21 protein-coding genes, 1 other RNA gene and 2 pseudogenes are annotated in these 22,328 nt (G+C 36.2%); 13 read left to right on the top strand and 11 right to left on the bottom strand.

Annotation, left to right across the window (positions count from 1 at the left end; translation table 11 throughout):
• Together Q0505_RS21430 and Q0505_RS09745 are read right to left on the bottom strand one after the other, a co-directional pair.
• Positions 1–155 (bottom strand): DUF5908 family protein (locus Q0505_RS21430; protein WP_366519390.1); only part of this gene is annotated, 155 nt, incomplete at its 3' end.
• A gap of 67 nt (positions 156–222) precedes the next feature.
• Positions 223–1,725, bottom strand: a pseudogene (locus Q0505_RS09745) (hypothetical protein); the annotation flags it as partial.
• A gap of 426 nt (positions 1,726–2,151) precedes the next feature.
• On the opposite strand from Q0505_RS09745, the gene Q0505_RS09740 reads away from it, so the two are divergent.
• The 4 genes from Q0505_RS09740 (at position 2,152) to Q0505_RS09725 (ending at position 6,775) form a co-directional block, all read left to right on the top strand.
• On the top strand, positions 2,152–2,688 hold the full coding sequence (locus tag Q0505_RS09740) for a fasciclin domain-containing protein (RefSeq protein WP_299212144.1): 537 nt from the start codon (positions 2,152–2,154) through the stop codon (positions 2,686–2,688).
• 59 nt (positions 2,689–2,747) lie between these two features.
• A complete protein-coding gene (locus tag Q0505_RS09735) occupies positions 2,748–3,338 on the top strand; it encodes a fasciclin domain-containing protein (protein WP_299212141.1) in 591 nt (196 codons plus the stop codon).
• Positions 3,339–3,502: 164 nt separating this feature from the next.
• Positions 3,503–4,624, top strand: coding sequence for a VWA domain-containing protein (locus tag Q0505_RS09730; protein WP_299212138.1), 1,122 nt, complete (start codon positions 3,503–3,505; stop codon positions 4,622–4,624).
• 690 nt (positions 4,625–5,314) lie between these two features.
• Positions 5,315–6,775 carry a magnesium chelatase gene (locus tag Q0505_RS09725; protein ID WP_299212135.1) on the top strand — a complete coding sequence of 487 codons (1,461 nt, stop codon included), beginning with the start codon at positions 5,315–5,317 and terminating at the stop codon, positions 6,773–6,775.
• Positions 6,776–7,092: 317 nt separating this feature from the next.
• Here Q0505_RS09725 and Q0505_RS09720 read toward each other — a convergent pair whose 3' ends face one another.
• From Q0505_RS09720 to Q0505_RS09705, 4 genes are all read right to left on the bottom strand, one after another.
• On the bottom strand, positions 7,093–7,491 hold the full coding sequence (locus Q0505_RS09720; RefSeq protein WP_299212132.1) for a hypothetical protein: 399 nt from the start codon (positions 7,489–7,491) through the stop codon (positions 7,093–7,095).
• 237 nt (positions 7,492–7,728) lie between these two features.
• Positions 7,729–7,944: a hypothetical protein gene (locus Q0505_RS09715; protein WP_299212129.1), complete on the bottom strand. Its 216-nt coding sequence runs from the start codon at positions 7,942–7,944 to the stop codon at positions 7,729–7,731.
• Positions 7,945–8,141: 197 nt separating this feature from the next.
• Positions 8,142–8,747 (bottom strand): hypothetical protein, encoded by a 606-nt coding sequence (locus Q0505_RS09710; protein WP_299212126.1) that lies wholly within the window; start codon positions 8,745–8,747, stop codon positions 8,142–8,144.
• Positions 8,748–8,858: 111 nt separating this feature from the next.
• Positions 8,859–9,764 (bottom strand): glycosyltransferase, encoded by a 906-nt coding sequence (locus Q0505_RS09705; RefSeq protein ID WP_299212123.1) that lies wholly within the window; start codon positions 9,762–9,764, stop codon positions 8,859–8,861.
• A 414-nt stretch (positions 9,765–10,178) separates the two neighbouring features.
• On the opposite strand from Q0505_RS09705, the gene Q0505_RS09700 reads away from it, so the two are divergent.
• From Q0505_RS09700 to Q0505_RS09680, 5 genes are all read left to right on the top strand, one after another.
• On the top strand, positions 10,179–10,664 hold the full coding sequence (locus tag Q0505_RS09700) for a cyclic nucleotide-binding domain-containing protein (RefSeq protein WP_299212121.1): 486 nt from the start codon (positions 10,179–10,181) through the stop codon (positions 10,662–10,664).
• A gap of 130 nt (positions 10,665–10,794) precedes the next feature.
• Positions 10,795–11,430, top strand: coding sequence for a hypothetical protein (locus Q0505_RS09695; RefSeq protein WP_299212118.1), 636 nt, complete (start codon positions 10,795–10,797; stop codon positions 11,428–11,430).
• Positions 11,431–11,434: 4 nt separating this feature from the next.
• Entirely contained in the window at positions 11,435–12,145 is a 711-nt protein-coding gene (locus Q0505_RS09690; RefSeq protein WP_299212115.1) for a class I SAM-dependent methyltransferase, read from the top strand.
• Between the two features lie 196 nt (positions 12,146–12,341).
• Complete coding sequence (locus tag Q0505_RS09685; protein WP_299212108.1) at positions 12,342–12,476, top strand: hypothetical protein; 135 nt, start codon at positions 12,342–12,344, stop codon at positions 12,474–12,476.
• Positions 12,477–12,867: 391 nt separating this feature from the next.
• On the top strand, positions 12,868–13,389 hold the full coding sequence (locus Q0505_RS09680) for a phosphoglycerate mutase family protein (protein ID WP_299212105.1): 522 nt from the start codon (positions 12,868–12,870) through the stop codon (positions 13,387–13,389).
• 160 nt (positions 13,390–13,549) lie between these two features.
• On the opposite strand, the gene Q0505_RS09675 is transcribed toward Q0505_RS09680, so the two are convergent.
• The gene (locus Q0505_RS09675) at positions 13,550–14,344 is read right to left on the bottom strand and encodes a DUF6503 family protein (RefSeq protein WP_299212102.1); all 795 of its coding nucleotides are present in this window, start codon (positions 14,342–14,344) and stop codon (positions 13,550–13,552) included.
• Positions 14,345–14,421: 77 nt separating this feature from the next.
• Here Q0505_RS09675 and smpB point away from each other — a divergent pair, with 77 nt between their 5' ends.
• Both smpB and Q0505_RS09665 read left to right on the top strand, forming a co-directional pair.
• The gene (smpB, locus tag Q0505_RS09670; protein WP_299212099.1) at positions 14,422–14,883 is read left to right on the top strand and encodes an SsrA-binding protein SmpB; all 462 of its coding nucleotides are present in this window, start codon (positions 14,422–14,424) and stop codon (positions 14,881–14,883) included.
• Between the two features lie 195 nt (positions 14,884–15,078).
• Positions 15,079–17,580 carry a DUF5686 and carboxypeptidase regulatory-like domain-containing protein gene (locus tag Q0505_RS09665; RefSeq protein ID WP_299212096.1) on the top strand — a complete coding sequence of 834 codons (2,502 nt, stop codon included), beginning with the start codon at positions 15,079–15,081 and terminating at the stop codon, positions 17,578–17,580.
• 175 nt (positions 17,581–17,755) lie between these two features.
• On the opposite strand, the gene Q0505_RS09660 is transcribed toward Q0505_RS09665, so the two are convergent.
• Together Q0505_RS09660 and Q0505_RS09655 are read right to left on the bottom strand one after the other, a co-directional pair.
• Positions 17,756–18,466: a carboxypeptidase-like regulatory domain-containing protein gene (locus Q0505_RS09660; protein WP_299212093.1), complete on the bottom strand. Its 711-nt coding sequence runs from the start codon at positions 18,464–18,466 to the stop codon at positions 17,756–17,758.
• A 432-nt stretch (positions 18,467–18,898) separates the two neighbouring features.
• Complete coding sequence (locus tag Q0505_RS09655; protein ID WP_299212090.1) at positions 18,899–19,960, bottom strand: glutaminyl-peptide cyclotransferase; 1,062 nt, start codon at positions 19,958–19,960, stop codon at positions 18,899–18,901.
• 84 nt (positions 19,961–20,044) lie between these two features.
• On the opposite strand from Q0505_RS09655, the gene ffs reads away from it, so the two are divergent.
• Both ffs and Q0505_RS09645 read left to right on the top strand, forming a co-directional pair.
• An RNA gene (gene ffs, locus Q0505_RS09650) (signal recognition particle sRNA small type) lies at positions 20,045–20,143 on the top strand.
• A gap of 252 nt (positions 20,144–20,395) precedes the next feature.
• Entirely contained in the window at positions 20,396–21,229 is an 834-nt protein-coding gene (locus Q0505_RS09645; protein WP_299212087.1) for a hypothetical protein, read from the top strand.
• A 112-nt stretch (positions 21,230–21,341) separates the two neighbouring features.
• Here Q0505_RS09645 and Q0505_RS09640 read toward each other — a convergent pair whose 3' ends face one another.
• A complete protein-coding gene (locus Q0505_RS09640) occupies positions 21,342–21,980 on the bottom strand; it encodes a CPBP family glutamic-type intramembrane protease (RefSeq protein ID WP_299212084.1) in 639 nt (212 codons plus the stop codon).
• Position 21,981: 1 nt separating this feature from the next.
• Positions 21,982–22,328, bottom strand: a pseudogene (locus Q0505_RS09635) (Lrp/AsnC family transcriptional regulator); the annotation flags it as partial.

The following is a 22,328-nucleotide window of genomic DNA, read 5'->3' as shown; positions in this document are numbered from 1 at the left end:
CATTCCTCAATTAAACTACTTTTATTCAGACTGCATTGTGGCTGGGACATACTGGCTAATTTTTCATCAATCAGTTTTACAACATCTATATTTTCTTCCTGCAGATCAGAATCTACAGTACCTTTTACAACAAGTTCTTTAATTTCTATTGGCATTTTATGATTTTTTAAAATGTGAATAGGTTAATTTCATAGTCTCCACAGCATAGTTCCCTCCCATTGCATCAAACGGATCTATATTAATCGCCGAGTTCCAGTTAAAACGTAAGTACACATCTGGATCTGGATGCGTGGGTTTCACGCCATAATTGTTTCCTGTTTGCCAGTCATAACGGCTAACAGATCCTTGCTGACTCATCGTCCATCCATAACGGCTATCATCTGGGTCTGGTACCACATCAAAGCCATCGCCAAAAGAGATTTCTTGCCAATAGCTATTACGGATTCCTTGTGCTTTCCAAACGTAGGCGGGACCTCTCCAGCTTCCGTTATCTTGCATTCCTCCATATACATTATAAGGATACTCATTATCTACATTAATATGATAAAACTGCGCCACGGGTAAGTTCCCTATAAAACGCCATGTTTTTCCACCATCTTTTGTAATGTTCATACCTCCATCATTTCCATCAATCATAAACTGACCGTTGTCTGGATGAATCCACCACGCATGGTGATCTGGGTGTACCCCGTTATCTACGCCATACGCGCCCATCAATTGTGAAAAGTTCTTTCCGCCATCTTCCGATACATTTACGTAGGTAAATACAGAAAATACTCTGTTTTCATTATCTGGATCTACATGAATATCTGAATAATAAAAAGGACGGTTTCCAATATCTTCTTTGTCATTTACTTTTTTCCAATTAAAACCACCATCTTCAGAGCGATAAAGTGCATTTTTTTTGGCTTCGATCAGTGCATATACGATATTAGGTTTATTTGGTGCAATCGAAATTCCAATACGTCCTAATTCGCCTTTTGGTAAGCCATCTTTATCAGAGAGTTTTTTCCAGGTTTTTCCGCCATCATGGGTCATGTGCAATCCAGAACCTTCGCCTCCTGATTTAAAAAACCAAGGATCACGTTTGTGTTCCCACATCGCCACAATGAGTTTATTAGGGTTGGTTGGATCCATGACCATATCGGCAACCCCTGTTTTATTATTGGTAAATAGGATTTTGTTCCATGTTTTACCACCATCAGTGGTTTTAAAGACACCTCGTTCTGGATGTACACCCCAAGGAGATCCTATAGCACCAACATACACAATGTCAGGATTGGTAGGATCAATAATCACACGATGAATGTGCCTTGTTTTCTCAAGCCCCATCGACTTCCAAGTCTTCCCGCCGTCTAGTGATTTATAGATACCAAATCCTCCATTCAAAGAGTTCCGAGGATTTCCTTCTCCTGTTCCTACCCAGATCACACTAGGATTGGATTGTTGGATAGCGACCGCTCCAATAGAGGCGGTAAGTTCGTTTTCAAAAATAGGATCCCATTTGATTCCACCAGAGGTAGATTTCCATAATCCGCCAGAAGCTGTTCCTACATACATAATATCTGGATGATCGTTGACCACATCTATAGCCGTTACACGACCAGACATACCGCCAGGACCAATATTACGAGGTTGCATATCTTGTAGTACAGACATGTCTAGTTTTTGTGCGCTTGCGATGGTACATAAGCACAAGAAGAGGAGTGAGTAAAGGTTTTTCATTGGGTTGATTTAATATATAGTGTGTCTAAATCTCAAAACGACAGGTTAGCATCGTAGGAGTAACTTTTAGTATTGAACCGACTAAGTTAAGGAAATGTGAAAGCCTAAAATCTTAAAGAGGTGTTAAGTTCGTTACTACAAGAGATTATTTATAAATTGTTTCGGCTATGGTTAAGACCGCTTTCGCGAAAGCGTATAAATCCTTATCTCAATTCTTATGAAATCATATTCTGATAATTTCTTGATACTTACACGATATCTCAGAATCAAACGAACTCATATCCATTTATTACTTGCCGTATCTAGAAAAATAGAACCATATACCTTATATCTTACGTACCTTGTAATCACATTTTAACGAACATTTAATATTTTGTTTATCTTTTTAGACATATCTTTGAACAAAATAAAAAACCAAACATAATTATGAAAAAAATTGTATTAGTATTAGTATGTGTTTCTATGAGCTTTTTATCGTTCACAGAAAAAGATAAAGAAGTAACAACGACTCAAGAAAAAAATATTGTAGAAGTAGCTGTAGGTAACGAGAATTTCTCTACGCTAGTAGCCGCCTTAAAAGCAGCAGATCTTGTAGGAGTATTATCAGGAACTAATGAATTTACTGTATTTGCACCTTCTAATGATGCATTTAATAAATTACCAAAAGGAACAGTAGAATCACTTCTAAAGCCAGAAAATAAAGATGCATTAACAGATATCTTAATGTATCACGTTGTTGCAGGAGAGTACAAAGCTGCAGCGGTTGTAAAAGCGATTAAGGATAACGGAGGAAAATTTTCTGTAAATACTGTAAAAGGAGAAAAAATTACGTTAATGATGGACGGAAATAATGTCGTGATTAAAGACGCAAAAGGAGGGAAGTCAGTAATTATTATGACAGACGTAGATGCTTCAAACGGAGTGATACATGCTGTAGGTAGTGTTTTAATGCCAAAAGAATAACATGATTGCATAATTTAATTTTATATTAACTTTAATAATAACCTAAAAACCAATTTATTTTGAAAAAAACAATAGTAATAATGCTAGCAGCTGGATTAATGATAGCTTCTTGTGGAGAAAAAAAAGAAACTAACGCAACTGAACCAGTTGCTACTGAATCAAATGAAGAAGTTGAAACTACAGAAGTCGCTGAGGTAGAAACTCCAAACATTGTAGGGGTAGCCGTAGGAAATGAAAATTTTTCTACACTAGTTGCCGCTGTAAAAGCAGCCGATTTAGTTGAAACACTAAGTGGTGATGGACCGTTTACAGTATTTGCACCTACCAACGATGCCTTTGCAAAATTACCCGAAGGAACGATAAATACGTTATTAAAACCAGAAAGTAAAGCGACACTTACAGGTATTCTAACGTACCATGTAGTTGCTGGAAAATTTATGGCAGCTGATGTTGTAGCAGCAATTAAAGCAAATAATGGAACTTTTACAGCAAATACTGTACAAGGAGAAAAAATTTCATTAATGATGGACGGCAACAATGTAGTGATTAAAGACGCAAAAGGCGGAAAGTCTGTTATCATTATGACAGATGTGCCAGCTTCTAACGGAGTAATTCACGCTATTGATACCGTAATTATGCCCAAAGGCTAAAATTCCTATTATATTGGAAAAGGTCTCCTATTTGGGAGACCTTTTTTTATGGAAGGAATTTATTAGCACGAATTATTAGTAGATTCTCAAATATGGGTTAAAGGCATGTTAAGTTTGCTTTCGCGAAAGCGTCATTTTAACAAATAATCGTATTTTTATAGTGCATGAAAAAAGAACAGATACGTAAAGGGTTTGTCTTTAAACCCTACGAAGCAGAAAGCCAATCACTATTTGAAAAACTATTGGATATTTTCCAAGAGTTAATCACCCATACATCGGGCGATTTTGACGAAGCGATGGACTGGCTAAAGCAACTAGACGAAGAATATAAACTTACGAATGAAGACTATACCTTAGACGATTTTGTACAGGAATTAAAAGACAAAGGCTACATCCGTGAAGAGGTACGTCCTGACGGAACGCAAGGTGCCGCCATTACCGAAAAAACAGAACGCGCCATCCGCCAGCGAGCATTAGATCAGATTTTTGGAAAGCTTAAGAAAAGTGCCCAAGGAAATCACCGTTCCAAAATGAGCGGACTAGGGGATGAGCATACGGGTGATTATCGTGGCTATCGTTTTGGCGATCCGCTCGAGCGTATTTCTATGACCGAGAGTTTGCGTAATGCACAGATCAATAATGGAATGGGAGATTTTAGCTTACGCGAAAGTGATCTCGTTGTTGAAGAAACCCATTTTAAAGCACAGATGAGTACCGTGCTGATGATTGATATTTCGCACAGTATGATTCTGTATGGCGAAGATCGCATCACACCCGCTAAGAAAGTCGCCATGGCACTCGCGCAATTGATTACCACGCGTTATCCAAAAGATACCCTAGATATCATTGTCTTCGGTAATGACGCTTGGCCGATCAAAATTAAAGATTTACCCTATTTACAAGTCGGACCGTATCATACCAATACCGTTGCAGGACTCGAACTCGCCATGGATATTTTACGTAGACAGCGTAATACTAATAAGCAAATCTTTATGATTACGGACGGGAAACCGAGTTGTTTACGCCTCAAAGATGGGCGGTATTATAAAAACCCAAACGGACTCGATGAGCATATCGTAAGTAAATGTTATACCAAGGCGCGTCAAGCGCGAAAGTTGCATATTCCTATTACCACTTTTATGATTGCCAGTGATCCGTATTTGCAAAAATTTGTCGATGCCTTCACCGAAGCTAATCAAGGAAAAGCTTTTTACACAGGTCTCCAAGGACTCGGCGAAATGATTTTTCAGGATTATGAAACCAATCGAAAGAAGCGGATAAAGTAGAAATTTGAAAAACGAAAGTTGATGCCGAGTATGGTGTGGTTGTTTTAAAAAATGAATATATTTTTTGATTCATTTTTTAAAACTTTCCGTTTCAATCCTTAAACAGGATTATGAAACCAATCGAAAGAAGCGGATAAAGTAAAAACCCCTAATCCCCGAAGGGAATGCCTCCTAACTCCCGAAGGGGGAACAAAAAGATGCTTGAATTTGTTTCTCTCCCTTTGGAAGAGATGTCCTAAGGACAGCGTGGGAATAAAAATAGAGTAGAATGTCATTTCGACAGAGAGAAGAATGAACGACGAGAAATCGCCTAATAGTGGAGGACTTTGAAAACGAAATTGAAATTGAAAACGAAACTGAGCTACTTGTGTGATCTCTCCTTTTGTCGAGATGACTGAAATAGTATGATTACGTTAGTAAGAATGAGATTCCCGTCTTCACGGGAATATAATGAAAAAAAAGATTCCCGTTGGAGTTTATCGTGAGCGATAGTCGAAGGGCGGGAATTGAAAATGAAAATAAAACAAAGGACATTGAGTGATTTTATTTCGCCGAAAGGCAGAAAGAAAATAGTATCGAAATGACCGACGAGCATAATAATAAAATAAACTACTAGAAAAGAATCTGGAAAAACGAATACAGCTCCGTCTATATTCTATGTTCTATACTCTTTTCTCTTTTTAAAAAAATATGAAAAACATAAAAACACTTGGTGAATTAAAAGCATCAAACTGGACATCACGAAGCATAAAAGAAGAACTTCGAGAGCATTTAATTACAAAATTACAAAAGGGAGAACCTACTTTTGAAGGGATTCATGGGTATGAATATACCGTGATTCCAGAATTGGAGCGTGCGATCTTATCAAAGCATAATATCAACTTGTTAGGTTTACGCGGACAAGCAAAAACGCGTTTGGCAAGACAGATGATTAACTTATTGGATGAGTGGATGCCAATTGTGGCAGGATCGGAGATCAATGACGATCCGTTACAACCAATTTCTCGTTATGCCACAGAGTTGATTGCCGAAAAAGGAGACGACACACCGATTGAATGGGTTCACCGTTCAGAACGTTTTGCGGAGAAATTAGCAACCCCTGATGTGACAGTAGCTGATATTATTGGCGATGTTGATCCAATCAAAGCCGCCAATTTGAAGTTAAGTTATGCTGATGATCGGGTGATTCATTATGGGATGATTCCACGAGCGAATCGAAGTATTTTTGTGATTAATGAGTTGCCTGATTTACAAGCACGTATTCAGGTAGCGTTGTTTAATATCTTGCAGGAAGGCGATATTCAGATTCGCGGCTTTAAACTGCGTTTACCATTGGATATGCAATTTGTCTTTACCGCAAATCCTGAAGATTATACCAACCGTGGAAGTATAGTAACACCATTAAAAGATCGTATTGGTTCCCAAATCCTAACGCATTATCCAGAAGATATCGCCACGGCGAGAGCGATTACAGCACAAGAAGCACGTCTCGATGAACGCCAAAAAGAGAAGGTACACGTGCCTGATTTGGTCAAAGATTTATTGGAAGAGATTAGTTTCGCCGCACGTGACAGCGAATTTATTGATGAGAAAAGTGGTATCAGTGCACGTATGAGTATTACGGCTTTTGAGAACTTAATGAGCACTGCAGAACGCCGTATGTTGATTTGTGGAGAGTCACAAACAGCGATTCGTTTTGGAGATTTGATGGGAATTATCCCAGCGATTACTGGAAAAGTAGAGTTGGTGTATGAAGGAGAGCAAGAGGGCGCAGCGTTTGTCGCCAAAGAACTGATAGGCGATGCGACCAAAAACCTGTTTTTAACCTATTTCCCAAAAATAGAAAAACTGACCAAAGAAACCGACAAAGATCCGTATGAAGAAGTCCTTGCTTGGTTTTTTGAGCAAAGTGGTTTTGTCCTAGAAGACGACCTTTCTGATGCAGATTATAAACAAAAACTAGATAGCATCACGCCACTTACGGAGTTGATTAAAAAGCATCTTCCAGACACCACAGAAGCAGATTCTTATTTTATGAAGGAGTTTGTCTTGTGGGCACTTGTGGAGTTTAAAAAGCTGAGTAAATACGAACTTTCTAATGGGATGCGATTTAATGACTTGTATGGGAGTTATATTTCTGGGTTGTCGTAGATAGCTTGGTAGTAAAATTATGGTGGTTGTTCTGTATTCTTTGTACATTTTTTGACAAAGAATACAGAACTTTCCGTCTCGCTTTCCTAGTTTAAGAAACTGAGTAAATATGAGCTTTCTAACGGGATGCGATTTAATGATTTGTATGGGAGTTATATTTCTGGGTTGTCGTAAGACCTGAATTTTATATAGAATGCTTCTTGGGAAGCACAAAAAAAAACAAAAACCAGAATCAAAGATTCTGGTTTTTGTTTTTTTGTAAATTTCTTTACTCAGAACGGTACCAATTGTAAAGGGTATCTAGTGTGAGGTTCTATTTAGTTTTGATCAGAAATAAAACGCATGATAGGTCCATCCATTTCTGGGTTGTCAGAAATGCTTAACATTCCGTTTTCAATAGTATAATCATATTCAACATCTGAAATTGTTATCGTATTATCTGTAATGGTTAGATTTATATAAGTTCCAGAGGTCAACATATAAGGATATTCTGATTCTATCGTATTTACAATGGATAATTGGTTGTTTCCTACATCAAATGTCCATTCGATTTCATTTGAGTTAATTTCAGGTAGACTAGGCAAAAAGGCAACATACGAAGTCATTTCCCATTTTCCGTTTAAATCATTGCCAACTTCCATATCTTTTTCGTCATCATTTGAACATGATGCTAAAATTCCAGCCAACAACAAGAAATATAATATTCTTTTTTTCATAACATTTACTATTTAGCTTATAGATGCCAAAATGCTGAATAGGTTGCGTTGCCTAGGATACGTTTGTGTATGATTGGTTAGGTTGTTGGAGTTTTTGCTTTAGTGAATTACTTAGCTTTGGATGTTACTACGCTCTAGTGTTGTTGTAAAGCGCTTTTTAGTTTTCTCTTTTAAATAGTATGGAGTTTTTTGAATCAAATTCAGTGGGTCGGTTATCATTATAGCCTATCGCAAATTTCATGGTGTCCTTATCAATAAATGGGCAATACAAAGTAATGTTTTTTGTTCTCCACTTTCCAATTTTGTCAATATCAAGTTAACTTCTATTGGATTCGTTTTACTATTAATTTTACAGGTCATACTTCCCTTTTTTTCCTCATACACAAATTCTTTTCCTCCAAAAATTTGATCTTTTACCTTGAAGTAGGCATATCCTTCCGAATCAAAATTCATATATCCAATTTCGTTTTCATTTTCTCCAATCCATGTGTAGGCTTCCCCTTTTTAGGACACCTCTAAATTCGACTATGCACTTCGACGAGCTCAGTGTGACACTCGCTATAAATTTCTGCATCGCTATGCTATTTGAATTAGGGAGAATTAGATAGAATATCTAAAGTTTAAAGCTAATGGATGTGGGGCTCATAAATTCACCATTTTCCAAGCATGAATTTTCTTATTTCATGCTCTATGTCAAGAATTCTTTTTTTTGAATAAAATAATTTTTTATCACTAATCAATTTAGTTAATACTCTATAACGTTTTTTTGAAGGGGAAAATAATGCAATAAACCAGGGTCTTGCAGGGTGAAATGTTAGACCACTTGCAATGGCATTAATAAAATTGTTAATCTCTATACTATTTTCAACAGTAAAAATATTTTGAGAATTATATTCCACGTTAGTTAAATTAGCTAGTTTAGAAAATTTTGATTTGAGACGCTCATCATCTCTAAGTACATGACGTATATATGTAGTAATATATTCAAGTTTTTGACTTTTTTCTTCTGATTTTTGAGCAAAATTTATTGTCTCAGCATTTATTGTTAAATTTGGAAATACTTCTAATGTTTCATAAAGAAATCGCAAGTCTTTGAGGAATATCTTATACCAATTCATGATATCAATATCCTTTAGCATTGATGTTAGATAATTAAGTCTTCTTTGAAGTGTGATTTGACGAATGACAATTAAAGTAGTAATAGCTAAACCAAGAATGGTTGTTAGAGTGGGTATTATTGTGTCAATTTTTTCCATGTTGTAAAAACTATATGCACTAAAAATGGTTATGCTATTTTTTAGTGAATTATTTTTTTGATAGAAGATTTGTTTAAAATATAATAGCCAATAGGATACATCTTTTAATTGCTACAAGCCGTATTTTTTCACTTGTTTACTAGCCTTCTTATATCCAATTTTCAATCCAATATATTGTAGTTTTGCTAAAATTTCATTTACTAAACTCCGTTTATTTGGGCGGAATAGAGTAGGTTTTAAGTCAGTCTTCCATAACTCTTGGAGTATTCGATTACCTTCTCCATATCTTTTAAATCGCTTGTAGAAACCAATTAATCCATCAGAGAAATCGTGAATTGCAATACTATCAAAGGCATAAGATAATTTTCCGATTTCGGATAGTCGTAATCCTAAATCTACATCTTCGCCACCTGCAATAGTTATTTTTTCATTAAATCCACCTACTTCGTGAAATGCTTTTTTCCAAATCAGAGAGTTTGCAGTAATTAAATATTGAGGAACAAAATCTCCGTTTTCATTGTATGTTTTTAACGGTATTAGAATTTCTTGACTCTCATAATATTTTGAAAGTTTATCATTTTCTAGAGATTTAATGTTTCCTGCGTATGCAACAGATTTATTATCAGCATTCAAATAACCTTTTAGAATAGATTTTGTTGGAATACAATCGCTATCGTTAAATAATATCCATTTTCCTTTCGTAATTTCAGCACCTTTATTGCGAGCTGAAGCTGGACCAATTTTTTTGCACTTAATTAATTCAATAGGCAATCCTAAATGTTTAAATTTTGATTCTAATTTTAGTTCATGATTTGAATTGTTATCTACAATAATTATCTCTTTTGGATAATCAGCTTTAGTGTGAAGTTCAAAAAACTTCTTTAAATAATTATCTATTCCTTGATGGTTATCTTTTACTGGAATAACTATTGAAATTTCATTGATTTTAATTTGTTCAGATGATTTCTTTTCTAATGTCTTTTCGGTTAAGAAGATTAATCGACTTATTAATGTCATTAACGGCTTTTATTTTATTTGTAATTAGTCTAAAAAGAACTTAATCTTTAATGTGCTAAACCTACCACATTCTAATAATAGATGTTTACGGCTTCCCGTAATGCCTATAAAAAAACGGACAACCTTTTATTTTCGCGAAAGCGAAGGAAACTAAAAGCGAAAAGCGAAAAGTGAAAGGTTAAATTTTAAAAGGTTAACCGTTAAAAGTTGAAGGAATTCTTTACAACTAACAACTAACGGATACCAATTAACAGCAAACAAAGAGATTTAAACGATCTTAGCATCGCTATTAGAATAACATCCTATGATGAAAGAAGAACGTATTGAGACCTCAAAAACGACTATATTTAAAGCCGTATCTCCTAATATGACGAATCATGATGATATCTCTTATTTGTTGTACCTCTTTTAATTATGATTAATTTTTTACGCACTACAGGACGCTACTCAGATCTGGAGTTGCAACTTTTAGAAACTGAGGTACAATCGCGTGACGTTAAAAAAGAGGAAGTATTATTGGAAGTAGGCGCGGTGTGCTCTTCTGTCTATTTTTTAGAAAAAGGCGCTGTGTATCAATATCAACTCGATCAAGAAAATAAACAACAAATCATAGAGTTAAATACGCCGCAGGATTGGATCATTAATCATCAGAGTTTTACGTCTAGAAAACCATCTACCTACTGTATCCAGGCTTTCGAGGATAGTCGAATACAGGAGTTGTCTATAGATTCTATTCATAAGCTGATTGCAAAATCCCAAACGTTTCTTCAGATGGGATCAATACTAGAGCAGGCTGTGGCTAGAGTTCAGTTTTTGACAATCAATATACGCCAGATGAAAAATACCAATATGTCTTACATCACAAACCAGCGCTCCTTCAAAAGTTTCCTCAAAAGATAATTGCTTCATATCTTAAGATGACTCCTGAAACCTTGAGTCGCGTGCGTAAGCGAATTTCTTGATTTCGATCAAGTGTGATTATATGCTTTCTACATGATCTTTGGTGTTTGAATCACAAACACCAATAGCTATGAAACAACACGCCTATCAGAGTACAGGACTTTCACTAATTATCGGAGCCTTGCTCGTTATTGTAACCATGGTCATGCATCCTTCTGGTGGAAGTATGGAACATATTATTAGCATTTCCAGAACGATTAGCATCACACATGCATTGGCTATTTTTAGTTTGCCTATTATCTTATTTGGTTTTTATGGGCTTACCTACAAACTGATGGATCCTCGGAAGCTATCCGTACTCGCATTTTTAATTCTTGCATTTGGACTAATCGCGGCAATGTTTGCGGCATTGGTCAATGGATTGACAGTTCCTTATTTCTTAGGCCAATACGCAGATAGGCTAGAAGAAAATAGGGAAGTATTAGCTCCGATATTGAACTATAGTTTTGCTATCAATACGCCATTGGATTATATCTTTATAACAGCGGTCTGTTTAGCTATTTTGCTATATGCTATCAGTATCTTGATCACACGAAAGTTACCATCGTGGTTAGGTTATTTTGGATTGCTGTTGATCCTTTTTGTAACGATAGGTGTTTTAATAGGATTTGTATTTACAAGCCTGAATGGTTTCAGAATCATTACATTTAGTATGGCTGCTTGGATTTTAAGTGCTGGGTTTTATGTAATGCGAACTAAAGAATAGATCAATGAGTAAAGAAAAAATAAAACAAGCCTATGAACAATTGGCAACATCCTACAATGATCTTATAGACCACAAACCCCATAATGCCTATTACGATCGTCCCAATACCTTAGGATTAATGACCGAAATACGCGGAAAAAAGATTTTGGATGCTGCCTGTGGACCTGGAAAATATGCAGAACTATTATTAGCTGGCGGTGCCGAAGTCACAGGAATGGATATCAGCAAACAAATGATACACCATGCTAAAGAACGGAATCCAGATCAAGGTACTTTTTTTGTGCATGATTTGGAAGAACCCTTTCCGATGTTGAAAGATCACTCTTTTGATATTGTCCTTTGTGCTTTAGCTATGCACTATATAAAAGACTGGAATGCAACATTACAAGAATTTTACAGAGTTTTAAAACCCAACGGAACACTTGTTATTTCTATAGAACATCCCTTTTTTGAGTACACCTATTTTAAATCAAAGCAATATTTTAATGTAGAAGCTGTAAAGTGTACTTGGGGTGGTTTTGAGTATCCAGTGGAGATGCATAGCTATAGAAGGCCCCTACAAGAATGTATCAGTCCGATACTCAGGAATGGATTTATGATTGATGCACTATTAGAGCCTAAACCTGTAGCCGCTTTTGAAAAATTAGATCCTAAACATTACAAAGAGCTCAACGAGTTTCCTGCCTTTATGTGCATACGAGCCATCAAAAAATAATTCCCACGAAGGCGGGAATCTCATTTTTTTTAAAGTAGAAATTATAGTAAAGTTGCTATTTTCCTTGTTGTAAACCAAGACAACATATCTACATTTCAACCTTAGAAATCAACATTTCAGGAGTCATTTTTTAAAAAAATGTAACAAATTATTTTTTTGATCGTCTTTTAAGTATCAATCAATAAATCAAATAATCATGAGAACTGAACAGAACAATCACCAAGAAATCCCCAAAAATTACAGACGTAATACTATACTAGGAATTTACGTTATTTTGACAACTACCTTTATAAGTGGCTATACCTTAGTTCAATTAATGGCAGTGATTTAAAAGACAAAATCTGCGTACTTGTACGCAGATTTTGTTCTTCATCATAGCAGGTTTTTAATGTCTTATTACTATTACGTCAAAAACGATGAATTATTTCTTATCTGTCGATAAGAAATCTTGTTCCTTACAAAAAGGAAACGTACAACTCGGAATTTCTTATAAAACTTCATAAAAGGATTGTTTGTCAACTAAAGTCAACCATTTTTGATTTTAGTATAGCACCACTACAAACACCCTAAAACACTTTGGAGTATTTGATCTAAAACTCATTGCATCAAAATATAGTGCTATTTCATCAACAGCAATATAGTATGAGATGTTCCGAGTTTCCCTTTTTTGTATTCAACATTTCACTTCAATACCGTATTTTAGCAGTATAAAATATACGATTATGCGCTATGTATTCCCTTTTGTATTCCTATTTGTTGTAAGTCTTACAAGCTGTAAAGAAGCAACCGTAACCGTTCCTGAAGACATCACTACAACCACGTATTATCTAATACGTCACGCAGAAAAAGACCGTACGGATTCAGAAAATAGAGATCCATCTCTTACCGAAGAAGGACTTGCAAGAGCTACCAATTGGGCGACTATCTTTAAAGATGTTCCTTTTGATAAGGTCTACAGCACCGATTATACACGAACCAAAGAGACAGCAACACCTACAGCGACACAAAAAGGATTAGAGCTACAAACGTATGATCCAAGTACGTTATTTGATGCCAATTTCGAAAAAGAAACCAAAGGCAAAACCGTTTTGGTTGTCGGTCATAGTAATACGACGCCTATGTTTGCGAATGCTATTTTAAACGAAGAGCGTTTCCAGCATATAGACGATAGTAATAATAGCAATCTATATATCATCACGCTTATAGGAGAAGAGAAATCTGTACAGCTATTACATATCAATTAATCCTTTTGATGAATGCCGAATTCAGAACGATGAATTATGAATTACGAGCGCCGAATGTTGAATTAGAACTTAGAATAAGTTCGTTCTCCCCTTGGGAGAAAGCTAGGATGAGGGGATTCGTCGTTTTTACTATGGGAGAAGGCTAGGATGAGGAATTCAACTAATTCCCTGTCAAAGGAATCACTTCAGGATTTTCAGTTTCGATCGTTGATAAGAGGATAAGTTCGTTATTTTCAAACTGCGTATCCAAATCTGCGAGTGGTGGAAACTGTGTTTTAGGCTTATAATTACGGTAATCTACAAAACGAACTCCGTTGACGATCCGCTCATTGTACGCCTCTCTAAAACGCGTTCCACCTTCATCAACTTGATAGTTATACGCAATATAATCTACTGTAAAATCATCGGTCGCGATCCAATACATATACTCATCCTGAAAATCTTCACCGCCACCTTCTTCAGCAAATGTTACTTTCACGCGGTAGTAGGATGTTCCTTTTATATCGTGTATGTCGATCAATGTTTTGTTCACCGCTGGATCATTCAATCCATACGGCAATACCGAAAAATAATGTACAGAATTAATACTGTTGGCATACTTCTGTTTCATACTATCGGGAACCTGTATGAGTTCGCTTTCGCGAAAGCGTGTAAAATCTCCTTCACTATTTAATACATCACGTTCTAGTTGACAAGCAACATCCAAGCATCTTTCAAAAACACGCGATCCGTTCTCACGTTTGGCTTTGTAATAATGATCTCTAAATTTGAATTGAATCTGTGCATTTGCAATCGTCGGTCCGCCAGTTTGTTCAATCGCATTGTCTATAATCTCTTGTACATCGAGTTTTTTGGGAGCACAGGAATTCATTAAAAAGAGTGCTGTAAAAGCGATAGCACTCAAGGTGAGATATAGGTATTTAGAGATGGAAAATGAGTTTTGTGAAGGCGTCATACGTATAAATATAGTTTCTTATAAAATGAAGATGCGTAGTAAGTCTCAAAAGTAGCATTTTCATTACATTTGTGGTGATGGCAAACACTGTAAATATATTAAATAAACGTGCACGCTTTGAGTATGAGATTTTAGACCGGCTCACAGCAGGAATTGTACTGGCGGGTACTGAGATCAAATCAATACGAGAAGGAAAGGCGTCTATCGCCGAAAGTTTTTGTGAGTTTAATGACAAACAGGAACTTTTTGTGATCAATATGACCATCCAAGAATATTCGCACGCGACCTATTTTAATCATAAACCCAAAAGCGAACGTAAGCTTTTGTTGAATAAACGCGAACTCAAAAAATGGGAGCGTGAGATTAAAAAATCAGGACTCACGATTGTTCCGCTCAAGTTATTTACCAACGATAAAGGTTTTGCCAAACTTGAAATCGCACTCGCTAAGGGTAAGAAAAACTATGATAAACGAGAGACTATTAAAGACCGTGACAACAAACGTAATTTAAGCCGTATCAAGAAAGCGTTTAATAATTAGCACCCTAACCCCCCGAAGGAGGAAATAATACAAATCTCTAAGACATTGTGTGCAATAAAATAAAAGCTCTTCCCTCTGGTAGAAGGTTAGGATGAGGGCATTCACACTTTCCTAAAATAATCACAACTAACATTTTTTTAAGAAGATAGCGTTACTAAGTATAGTTTCTTTGAAACGCTAACTAAACATCCATCAATGAATAAAAGTACGCTTACAATTATCTTCTCTTTTTTTGTATCGATACTCTCTGCACAGATTGTAGGTACCGTAGTTGACGACAAAGGAGAATCCCTTCCATTTGTAAATATTTATCTAGAAGGTTCGCAAGAAGGGACTACCACCAATGGTGATGGGAGATACGAGCTAGATGTACTAGGCTCAGGAGCAGGACCCAACGCGAGTCCGTTGCTATATACGGTGGTATTTCAATTTTTAGGGTACACCACTGTACGTAAAGAAATCACCACAAAAGCATCTCGATATACGCTGGATGTTACCCTAATACCAGAAACGACATCGCTAGATGAAGTAGTGGTCGAAGCGGGTGTAAATCCAGCAGATAGAGTGATACGTGCAGCTATAGCCAATAGAAAAGTCAATCTAGATAAATTGAGTGAGTACACGGCAAATTTTTATTCGAGAGGATTGTGGCAAGTCAAAAATGCTCCTGAAAAATTTCTAGGGCAAGAAGTTGGAGACTTAGGTGGTGGTTTGGATTCAACGCGTACAGGAATTATTTATCTAAGTGAGACCATCTCTGAAATTGCGTACCAACGACCTAATAATTTCTCTGAAAAAATTATTGCTAGCAAAGTAAGCGGAGACGATAATGGCTTTAGTTTTAATACGGCGATAGATGCTAACTTTTCTTTTTACGAAAACACCATAGAACTCAACGCACAACTCATTTCACCCATTGGCGTCAATGCCTTTTCCTATTACAAATACAAACTGATAGGTACGTTTTATGAGCAAGGAAAAATTATCAATAAAATTGAAGTCACGCCAAGACGTCCTAAAGATCGCGTTTTTAGTGGTTTGATTTATATAGTAGAAGACGAGTGGCAATTGTACGGCGTAGATCTTTCTACCAACGGAGAAGCTATACAAGTACCTTTTGTTGAGAGTCTTAATTTTAAACAGAATTATAAGTATGACGAAGATTTTGAGCAATGGGTGAAAATATCACAAGTCATTGATTTTAGTTTTGGTTTTCTAGGATTAAAAGGCGACGGACGCTTCACTGCAGGATACAGTGACTATAATTTTGCACCTAGCTTTACTAAAAAATCATTTACCAATGAGGTGCTTTCTTTTGCCGAAGAAGCCAATAAAAAAGACAGTCTCTATTGGGAAGAAAAACGCCCCGTGCCGTTAACGAATATTGAGTCTAATGACTACCTCAAAAAGGACAGTATTCAGGTGATTAGAAAATCTAGAAAATATTTAGATTCTATAGATACGCGTAGTAATAAACTAGGGATTTTAGATCCAATTACGGGCTACAGTTATACAAACACCTATAAGCGATGGCGTTTAAGTTATGACGGAATTTTAAATAGTACAGGCTACAATACCGTTCAGGGGTGGAATGGATCTACGGGAATAAATTATTTTACGTGGAGTGATGATGATTATCAGAAGACGTTATACGCTTTCGCGAAAGCGGGCTATGGATTCTCAGATGATAGATTGCGATACACCGCTGGATTGTCTCGCAGGTTTGACTCCAAAACCAGAGCCACTTTGAGTGTGATAGGAGGGGTGGAGACCAAGCAGTTTAATGCTAATAATCCCATACCGAGTTCTATTAACACGGTAGCTTCTCTTTTTTTTGAACGTAATTACTTAAAGATTTATGAGCGTTCTTTTGTAGATGTTGCCTATACGCAAGAAGTCTTCAACGGACTCCGTCTTTGGGGAAGTGTGAGTTACGAAGATAGAAAAGGACTCGCTAACACCACCGATCAAACCTTCTATCCAAAAGATGATATTGCTTTTACAAGTAACAATCCGCGAGATCCTCAAAATCTTTTTCCGCAAGATCCGACGGGTGTTGATGATCATGCCATTGTAAAAACACAAGTGAGCGCACGTATTAATTTTGGACAGAAATATTACAACTATCCCAACCGAAAATTTAATATTCCAAATGATCGTTTCCCTACCTTATTTTTAACCTACGAAGGTGGACTGGCAGCAGACGAAGATAGATTTAATTACACGCAGTTACGAGCAAGTGTACGTCAGGGATTTGATATAGGAAATAAAGGACGTTTTAGTTATAACGTATACGCTGGAACATTTTTAAATTCTGCTGATGGTGCCAGTTTTATAGACTACCAACACTTTAACGGAAACCAAACAAGAGTCAACTTAGATGGAGATTATCTAAATCGTTTTAATCTGTTGCCATATTATGAGCGTAGTACCAATCAAAGCTATTTCGAAGCTCATGCAGAGCATAATTTTAAAGGGTGGATTCTTGGGAAGATTCCAGGAATTAATAAGCTGAATTTTAATCTGGTGGCAGGAGCACACGTATTAAGTACAGCAGATAATAGACCATATACAGAGTATTCTATTGGGCTGGATAATATAGGTTGGGGCAAGTTTCGCTTTTTACGAGTAGACTATGTGCGATCTTCAGGATTAGGTGCTAATGATGGTGCTTTTGTGTTTGGGGTGAGTTTTTAAAGCTAAGTTCCCTAGTTCTAAAACAATTGTATTTAAATCTTAAAAGACACGTCACCTTCTACTTCGACAGACTCAACACAGGTCTAAGAAATTGAAGGGACTGGTTATTAGATATATTCTTGTAAGCAGTAAATAGTTAAGAGTTCTCTCTTTTGGGGTTAGGGTCTGGTTTCTATTAATTTGGGTTTTTTCCAGAAGGGACAACACGAATTTCGCCTACTATAATAAGAGGGATCCCCTTTAAAATAACGTTAATAATATTCTGGTCTTTTACTTTTACTTCTACATCCTCATATCCTAAAGACATAAATACAACGACATCTCCCGTCGCTGCTTCTAACTCATACGTTCCATCTAAATTTGCTTGCACACTTTTTTTCTTGCCTTTTATATATATACTTGAAAATGCGATAGGTCCCGTCGTGTCAGATATCGTTCCTTTAATAAGACGCTTCTTCTCTTTTATCGTATCATTTTTAGTTTGCTTTCGCGAAAGCGTACCATCCTTCAAACGCGTTAGTGAACTAATTCCTAAACTCTGATAACCACTGTTGGTTTGTTCTAAATGTTGGATTTCGTCCTGTGCCGTGATTTCTTGTGTCGATAAAATAGCAACAGGAATTAAAAGCGAAGCGGCATAACTTGCCCAAGATCGCCCCTCTTTACGCTGAAGCTGTATCGAACGATCTAACTGACTTTTTGTAAAACGACCGCAGAGATTGCCACCGCTTGTTGCGGTTTTATAAAGTTGCTCGTCGGTTGCTTTTGTAAAGTCAATGACTTCTTTTTCACATACCGCACAGTATTTTCCTTTTTGAGTAGGGGTCATTTTTGCCCAGTCTTCGTGACAAGGGGATGGAATGGTAATTTTGATGGATTTTTTCATAGTGGTTTATTTTTGACCTTGTCAAACCTAGGTTTTTTAAACCCCTAATAAAACTATAAATGAGGGAACGGGTTGTTTTGATGAGGGAGTGGGTTTTTAGAATGATGAATATCGAATATCGAAATCAGAAGTATAGAAAGATTGGAGATAGATCATGGGATATCCGCCCCTGTCTGCCGACAAGCAGGTTCGTGGGTATAAAGTTTCTCTTTCTAAATTAATGGGGGACTAAGGGGTGTATTATCTTGATTTTTTATGAGCATTTTTTTACACCTCCCTAGCCCTCCTTTTTAGGTGGGAAGATTCAAACGTAAAATATAAAGGAGATATCCTCAATAATTTCCCTTCTAGAAAAAAGTGAGGAATTGGTTATTAGATGTAATCGTGTAAGCGGTAAAACATAAGAGTTTCCACTTTGGGGGTTAGGGGGTTTTACTTCTCCACAAGTTCAATTTCAAATAAGGTATTCCAATGTTTTCCGGTCACAAAGAGACGACCTTCATTGGCTTTGTAGGCGATTCCGTTTAATACTTCGTTTTGAGGATCAAGTCCTTTTTGTACTTCTTTGGGTAGAGAAGTAAGGTCAATAAGACCTTCAATTGCTCCGGTAGCAGGGTCAATGATGGCAATGCTGGCGACTTGATAGGTGTTGGCATAAATTTTACCATCTATAAATTCTAGTTCGTTAAACGCTTTTGAGACGCTTTTATGACTCGTAGGTTCTATATAAGATTGCTCAGCGAGCGTGTTAGCATCCAAAGTCCATATTTTACTAGACCCGTCAGATTTGTAAACGTGAGTACCATCATTACATAATCCCCAGCCTTCTTTACTTTTGTTGTAAGTAAAGGTGCCTATCTTTTTAAAGTCAGATACGTTGTAGATAAATCCTGTGTTTTCTTTCCACGTTAGTTGATAGATTTTGTCAGTATATACAGTCAATCCTTCTGCAAAATAAGCATTGTCTAAAGCTATCTCTTTGAACACTTCTCCAGTTTGATAATCGACTTTGCGAAGTTTGGATTTACCGTATTGTCCTGTGCTTTCATAAAGGGTATCTCCTACAAATTCTAGTCCTTGTGTATAGGCATCAGTTTTATGAGGAAAACGATTGACGATTTTATACCCATATATTTTGGGTGCTTTGGTATTCAGAACCGTGATTTGTGTAGTCGCTGTGGTTAATCCTTCTGGTGTATAAATCGTGGCAGTTACCGTTTTGTGACCTAATTTTTGAGTTTGTATCGTCGTTTTATATTCGGTTGCGTTAGTAGTTTTAGGAAGTTTCTTGCCATCTACTTCATAGATAATAGAGTCTATGGGGTGGTTTTTTTTCGCTTTAAGCGAAAAAGAAATATCGTTACCATTTACCACCGCATTTTTCTCTTTTGAGGTTTGTAGGGTGTAATTATCTGTTAGGTTTTTTGTGTCTTCACACGCATATATAAATAGCGATAACGTAAGTAAAATAAGGATCTTATAGAAGGATTTCATGAGTGTCAAATTTGGATGGCAATTTATAACAAAAAATCGGGCAAAAAAACCTTGCATAGGTATGTAAATGATGTATCTTTGCAGTGGCAAGTCCTACACAACTAGCTCCTGTTGAATCCCCCAGGGCGGGAACGCAGCAAGGGTAGATGGTCGTAGCAGTGTGATGTAGGTAGCTTGCCTTTTTTTATGCCTATTATTTAACAGTTTATATATCAAAAACCGAAGCAATTAGCTTCGGTTTTTTCATTCCCGCGGAGGTGGGAATCTCAAGATGATTTGATTTATTCATCTAAATGAGAATCAATTGTCTTATCTACATTGGAAATAAATGATCTTATATGTGAATATTATATTCATTTTTAGGAATAAAATACAAAACCTTGTATTTTTAAATCCTTATATATGATATACATTTAATATTTTTAAAAAAATCTTATGAAATTAAAGTATTTTATGATTACGCTACTTCTTGTAGTAATGTCTTCTTGTAATAGTGAAGATGATACGTCTTCGTTTAATGATTCATCCTTAAATGGAACTATTTATGAAGGAAATTTACGGTTGAATAGTCAAAGTCAGTTAGAACTTTATGGGGAGTTGGGTATTACTAAAGTAACTGGAACCCTTTACATAACTAGCCAATCATCAGAAGGTGCAGTTAATGATCTCACTTCTTTAAATTCTATTATGGAGGTAGGAAGTTTAGAGATTGAAGATAATCCAATTTTAGAGAGATTGGAAGGATTGGAAAACATTCAAACCGATAGGGTTTATATAGCTGATAATGAATTATTAGAGAATATAAATGCCTTGGATTTGAGTTCGATTCCTTTGAGTTATCTGGCACTTATCAATCTTCCAAATTTAAATGATTTTTCTTCACTTAGCAATGTTGAAGAGATTGGAACATTTTTATTTCAAAGATTACCATTAACAAATCTAGAATCCTTATCTAATTTAAAGCGAATAGGAACGTTCTCTCTCTCTAATATGGATAATTTGGAAAATCTAGAATCCTTAAATCTCGAATATATAACCAATGTTTTGGCAATTACTTGGAATGATAATTTACAGAGTTTAGAAGGCTTAGAGAGTATTCAGGAAGTAGGACAGTATTGCGAAGTAACAATTCGTTCAAACCCAATGCTTACTGATTTTTGTTATTTGACTGCGTTTACACAGCAACAAGATGTAGAAAATTCATACACGGTTTACGATAATGAATTCAACCCTACATTTCAAGACTTGCTTGATGGGAATTGTAATTAATAACTGAGTTTAACAGGCATCCATCACTTGGAAAGTAAGTGAGGTGTATTACAGAAATTTTATAATAAGCGTGTTACGTCATGAAATGATGAGATTTCCGCCTACGCGGGAATTAACATGAATCCATCCCAGGAAACGCAAGCATTTGTCCCATCCCTACGGTAAAAAGCCAGTTGCCATATACAGCGTGTTCTATAGATACTAAAGTCGTCGATTTTGTTTTGGTATAGGTGTAGGCAAACAACAATCCACCTATAAAGGTAAGTACCGTCACAAGCGTATTACGTAAAAATAAATGCGCCATACAAAACACAATCGCATTTACAAAAATGAACAAGTTGGTATTGGTAAATAGGGGTTCATAACGCTCAAAGAAAAAAGTGCGATAGATCACTTCTTGCGGCCATACCGATAAAAACGTGTACACGAAGAGAATGGTTACCCATAGCCCAGGCGTATGACGAGGCACACAAAATAGGGCAGAAGCATCCATCACATAGACATAAAGCGTCGTGATCACAGCGATGCCTAAAAATTTAAGCACTGTTGTTTTTCCAAACGCTTGCCAATCGATTCCTTTATGGAGTCGGAAGCGTACCGATGTTTTTCTAAACATCACAAACAATAGGTAAACAAAAGCTACCAAAATAGAGATCCCCTTAATCCTAAAATCGTAGGGGAGTAGTAAACTGAGTGGAAGTGCTATAAAAAGCACAAAAAATTCGGTAGCGAGGTATTTGGATCCGTGCATATTAAATGGTAATAGCGGTGGTGTGTTTTACTTCATTAATCACAAACGCACTGTGTGTACTGCCTATGTGATCTAGGGTAGTGAGCTTTGTCACCATAAATTCTCTGAATTCGTTAATGTCTGCCACGAGTACTTTAATAATATAATCATAATCTCCACTTACATGGAAACACTCAGAAACTTCTTCTAGTTTTATAATTTCTCTCTCAAAAGTATTTACAAATTCTTTGGTGTGTTGAGTTAATTTTATGTGACAAAAAACTAAAAAAGATTTTTAAATTTTGTTTTTGCTAATGATAGCAACATACTTTTTAACAATAACTTCTTTTTCTAATTTTTTAATTTGTT

It is taken from the genome of uncultured Dokdonia sp., assembly GCF_937910895.1.
In the GTDB taxonomy this organism is placed as follows: domain Bacteria; phylum Bacteroidota; class Bacteroidia; order Flavobacteriales; family Flavobacteriaceae; genus Dokdonia.
Note: the sequence above shows the minus strand (reverse complement) of the source record. Positions and strands in the feature narration are given on the sequence as shown.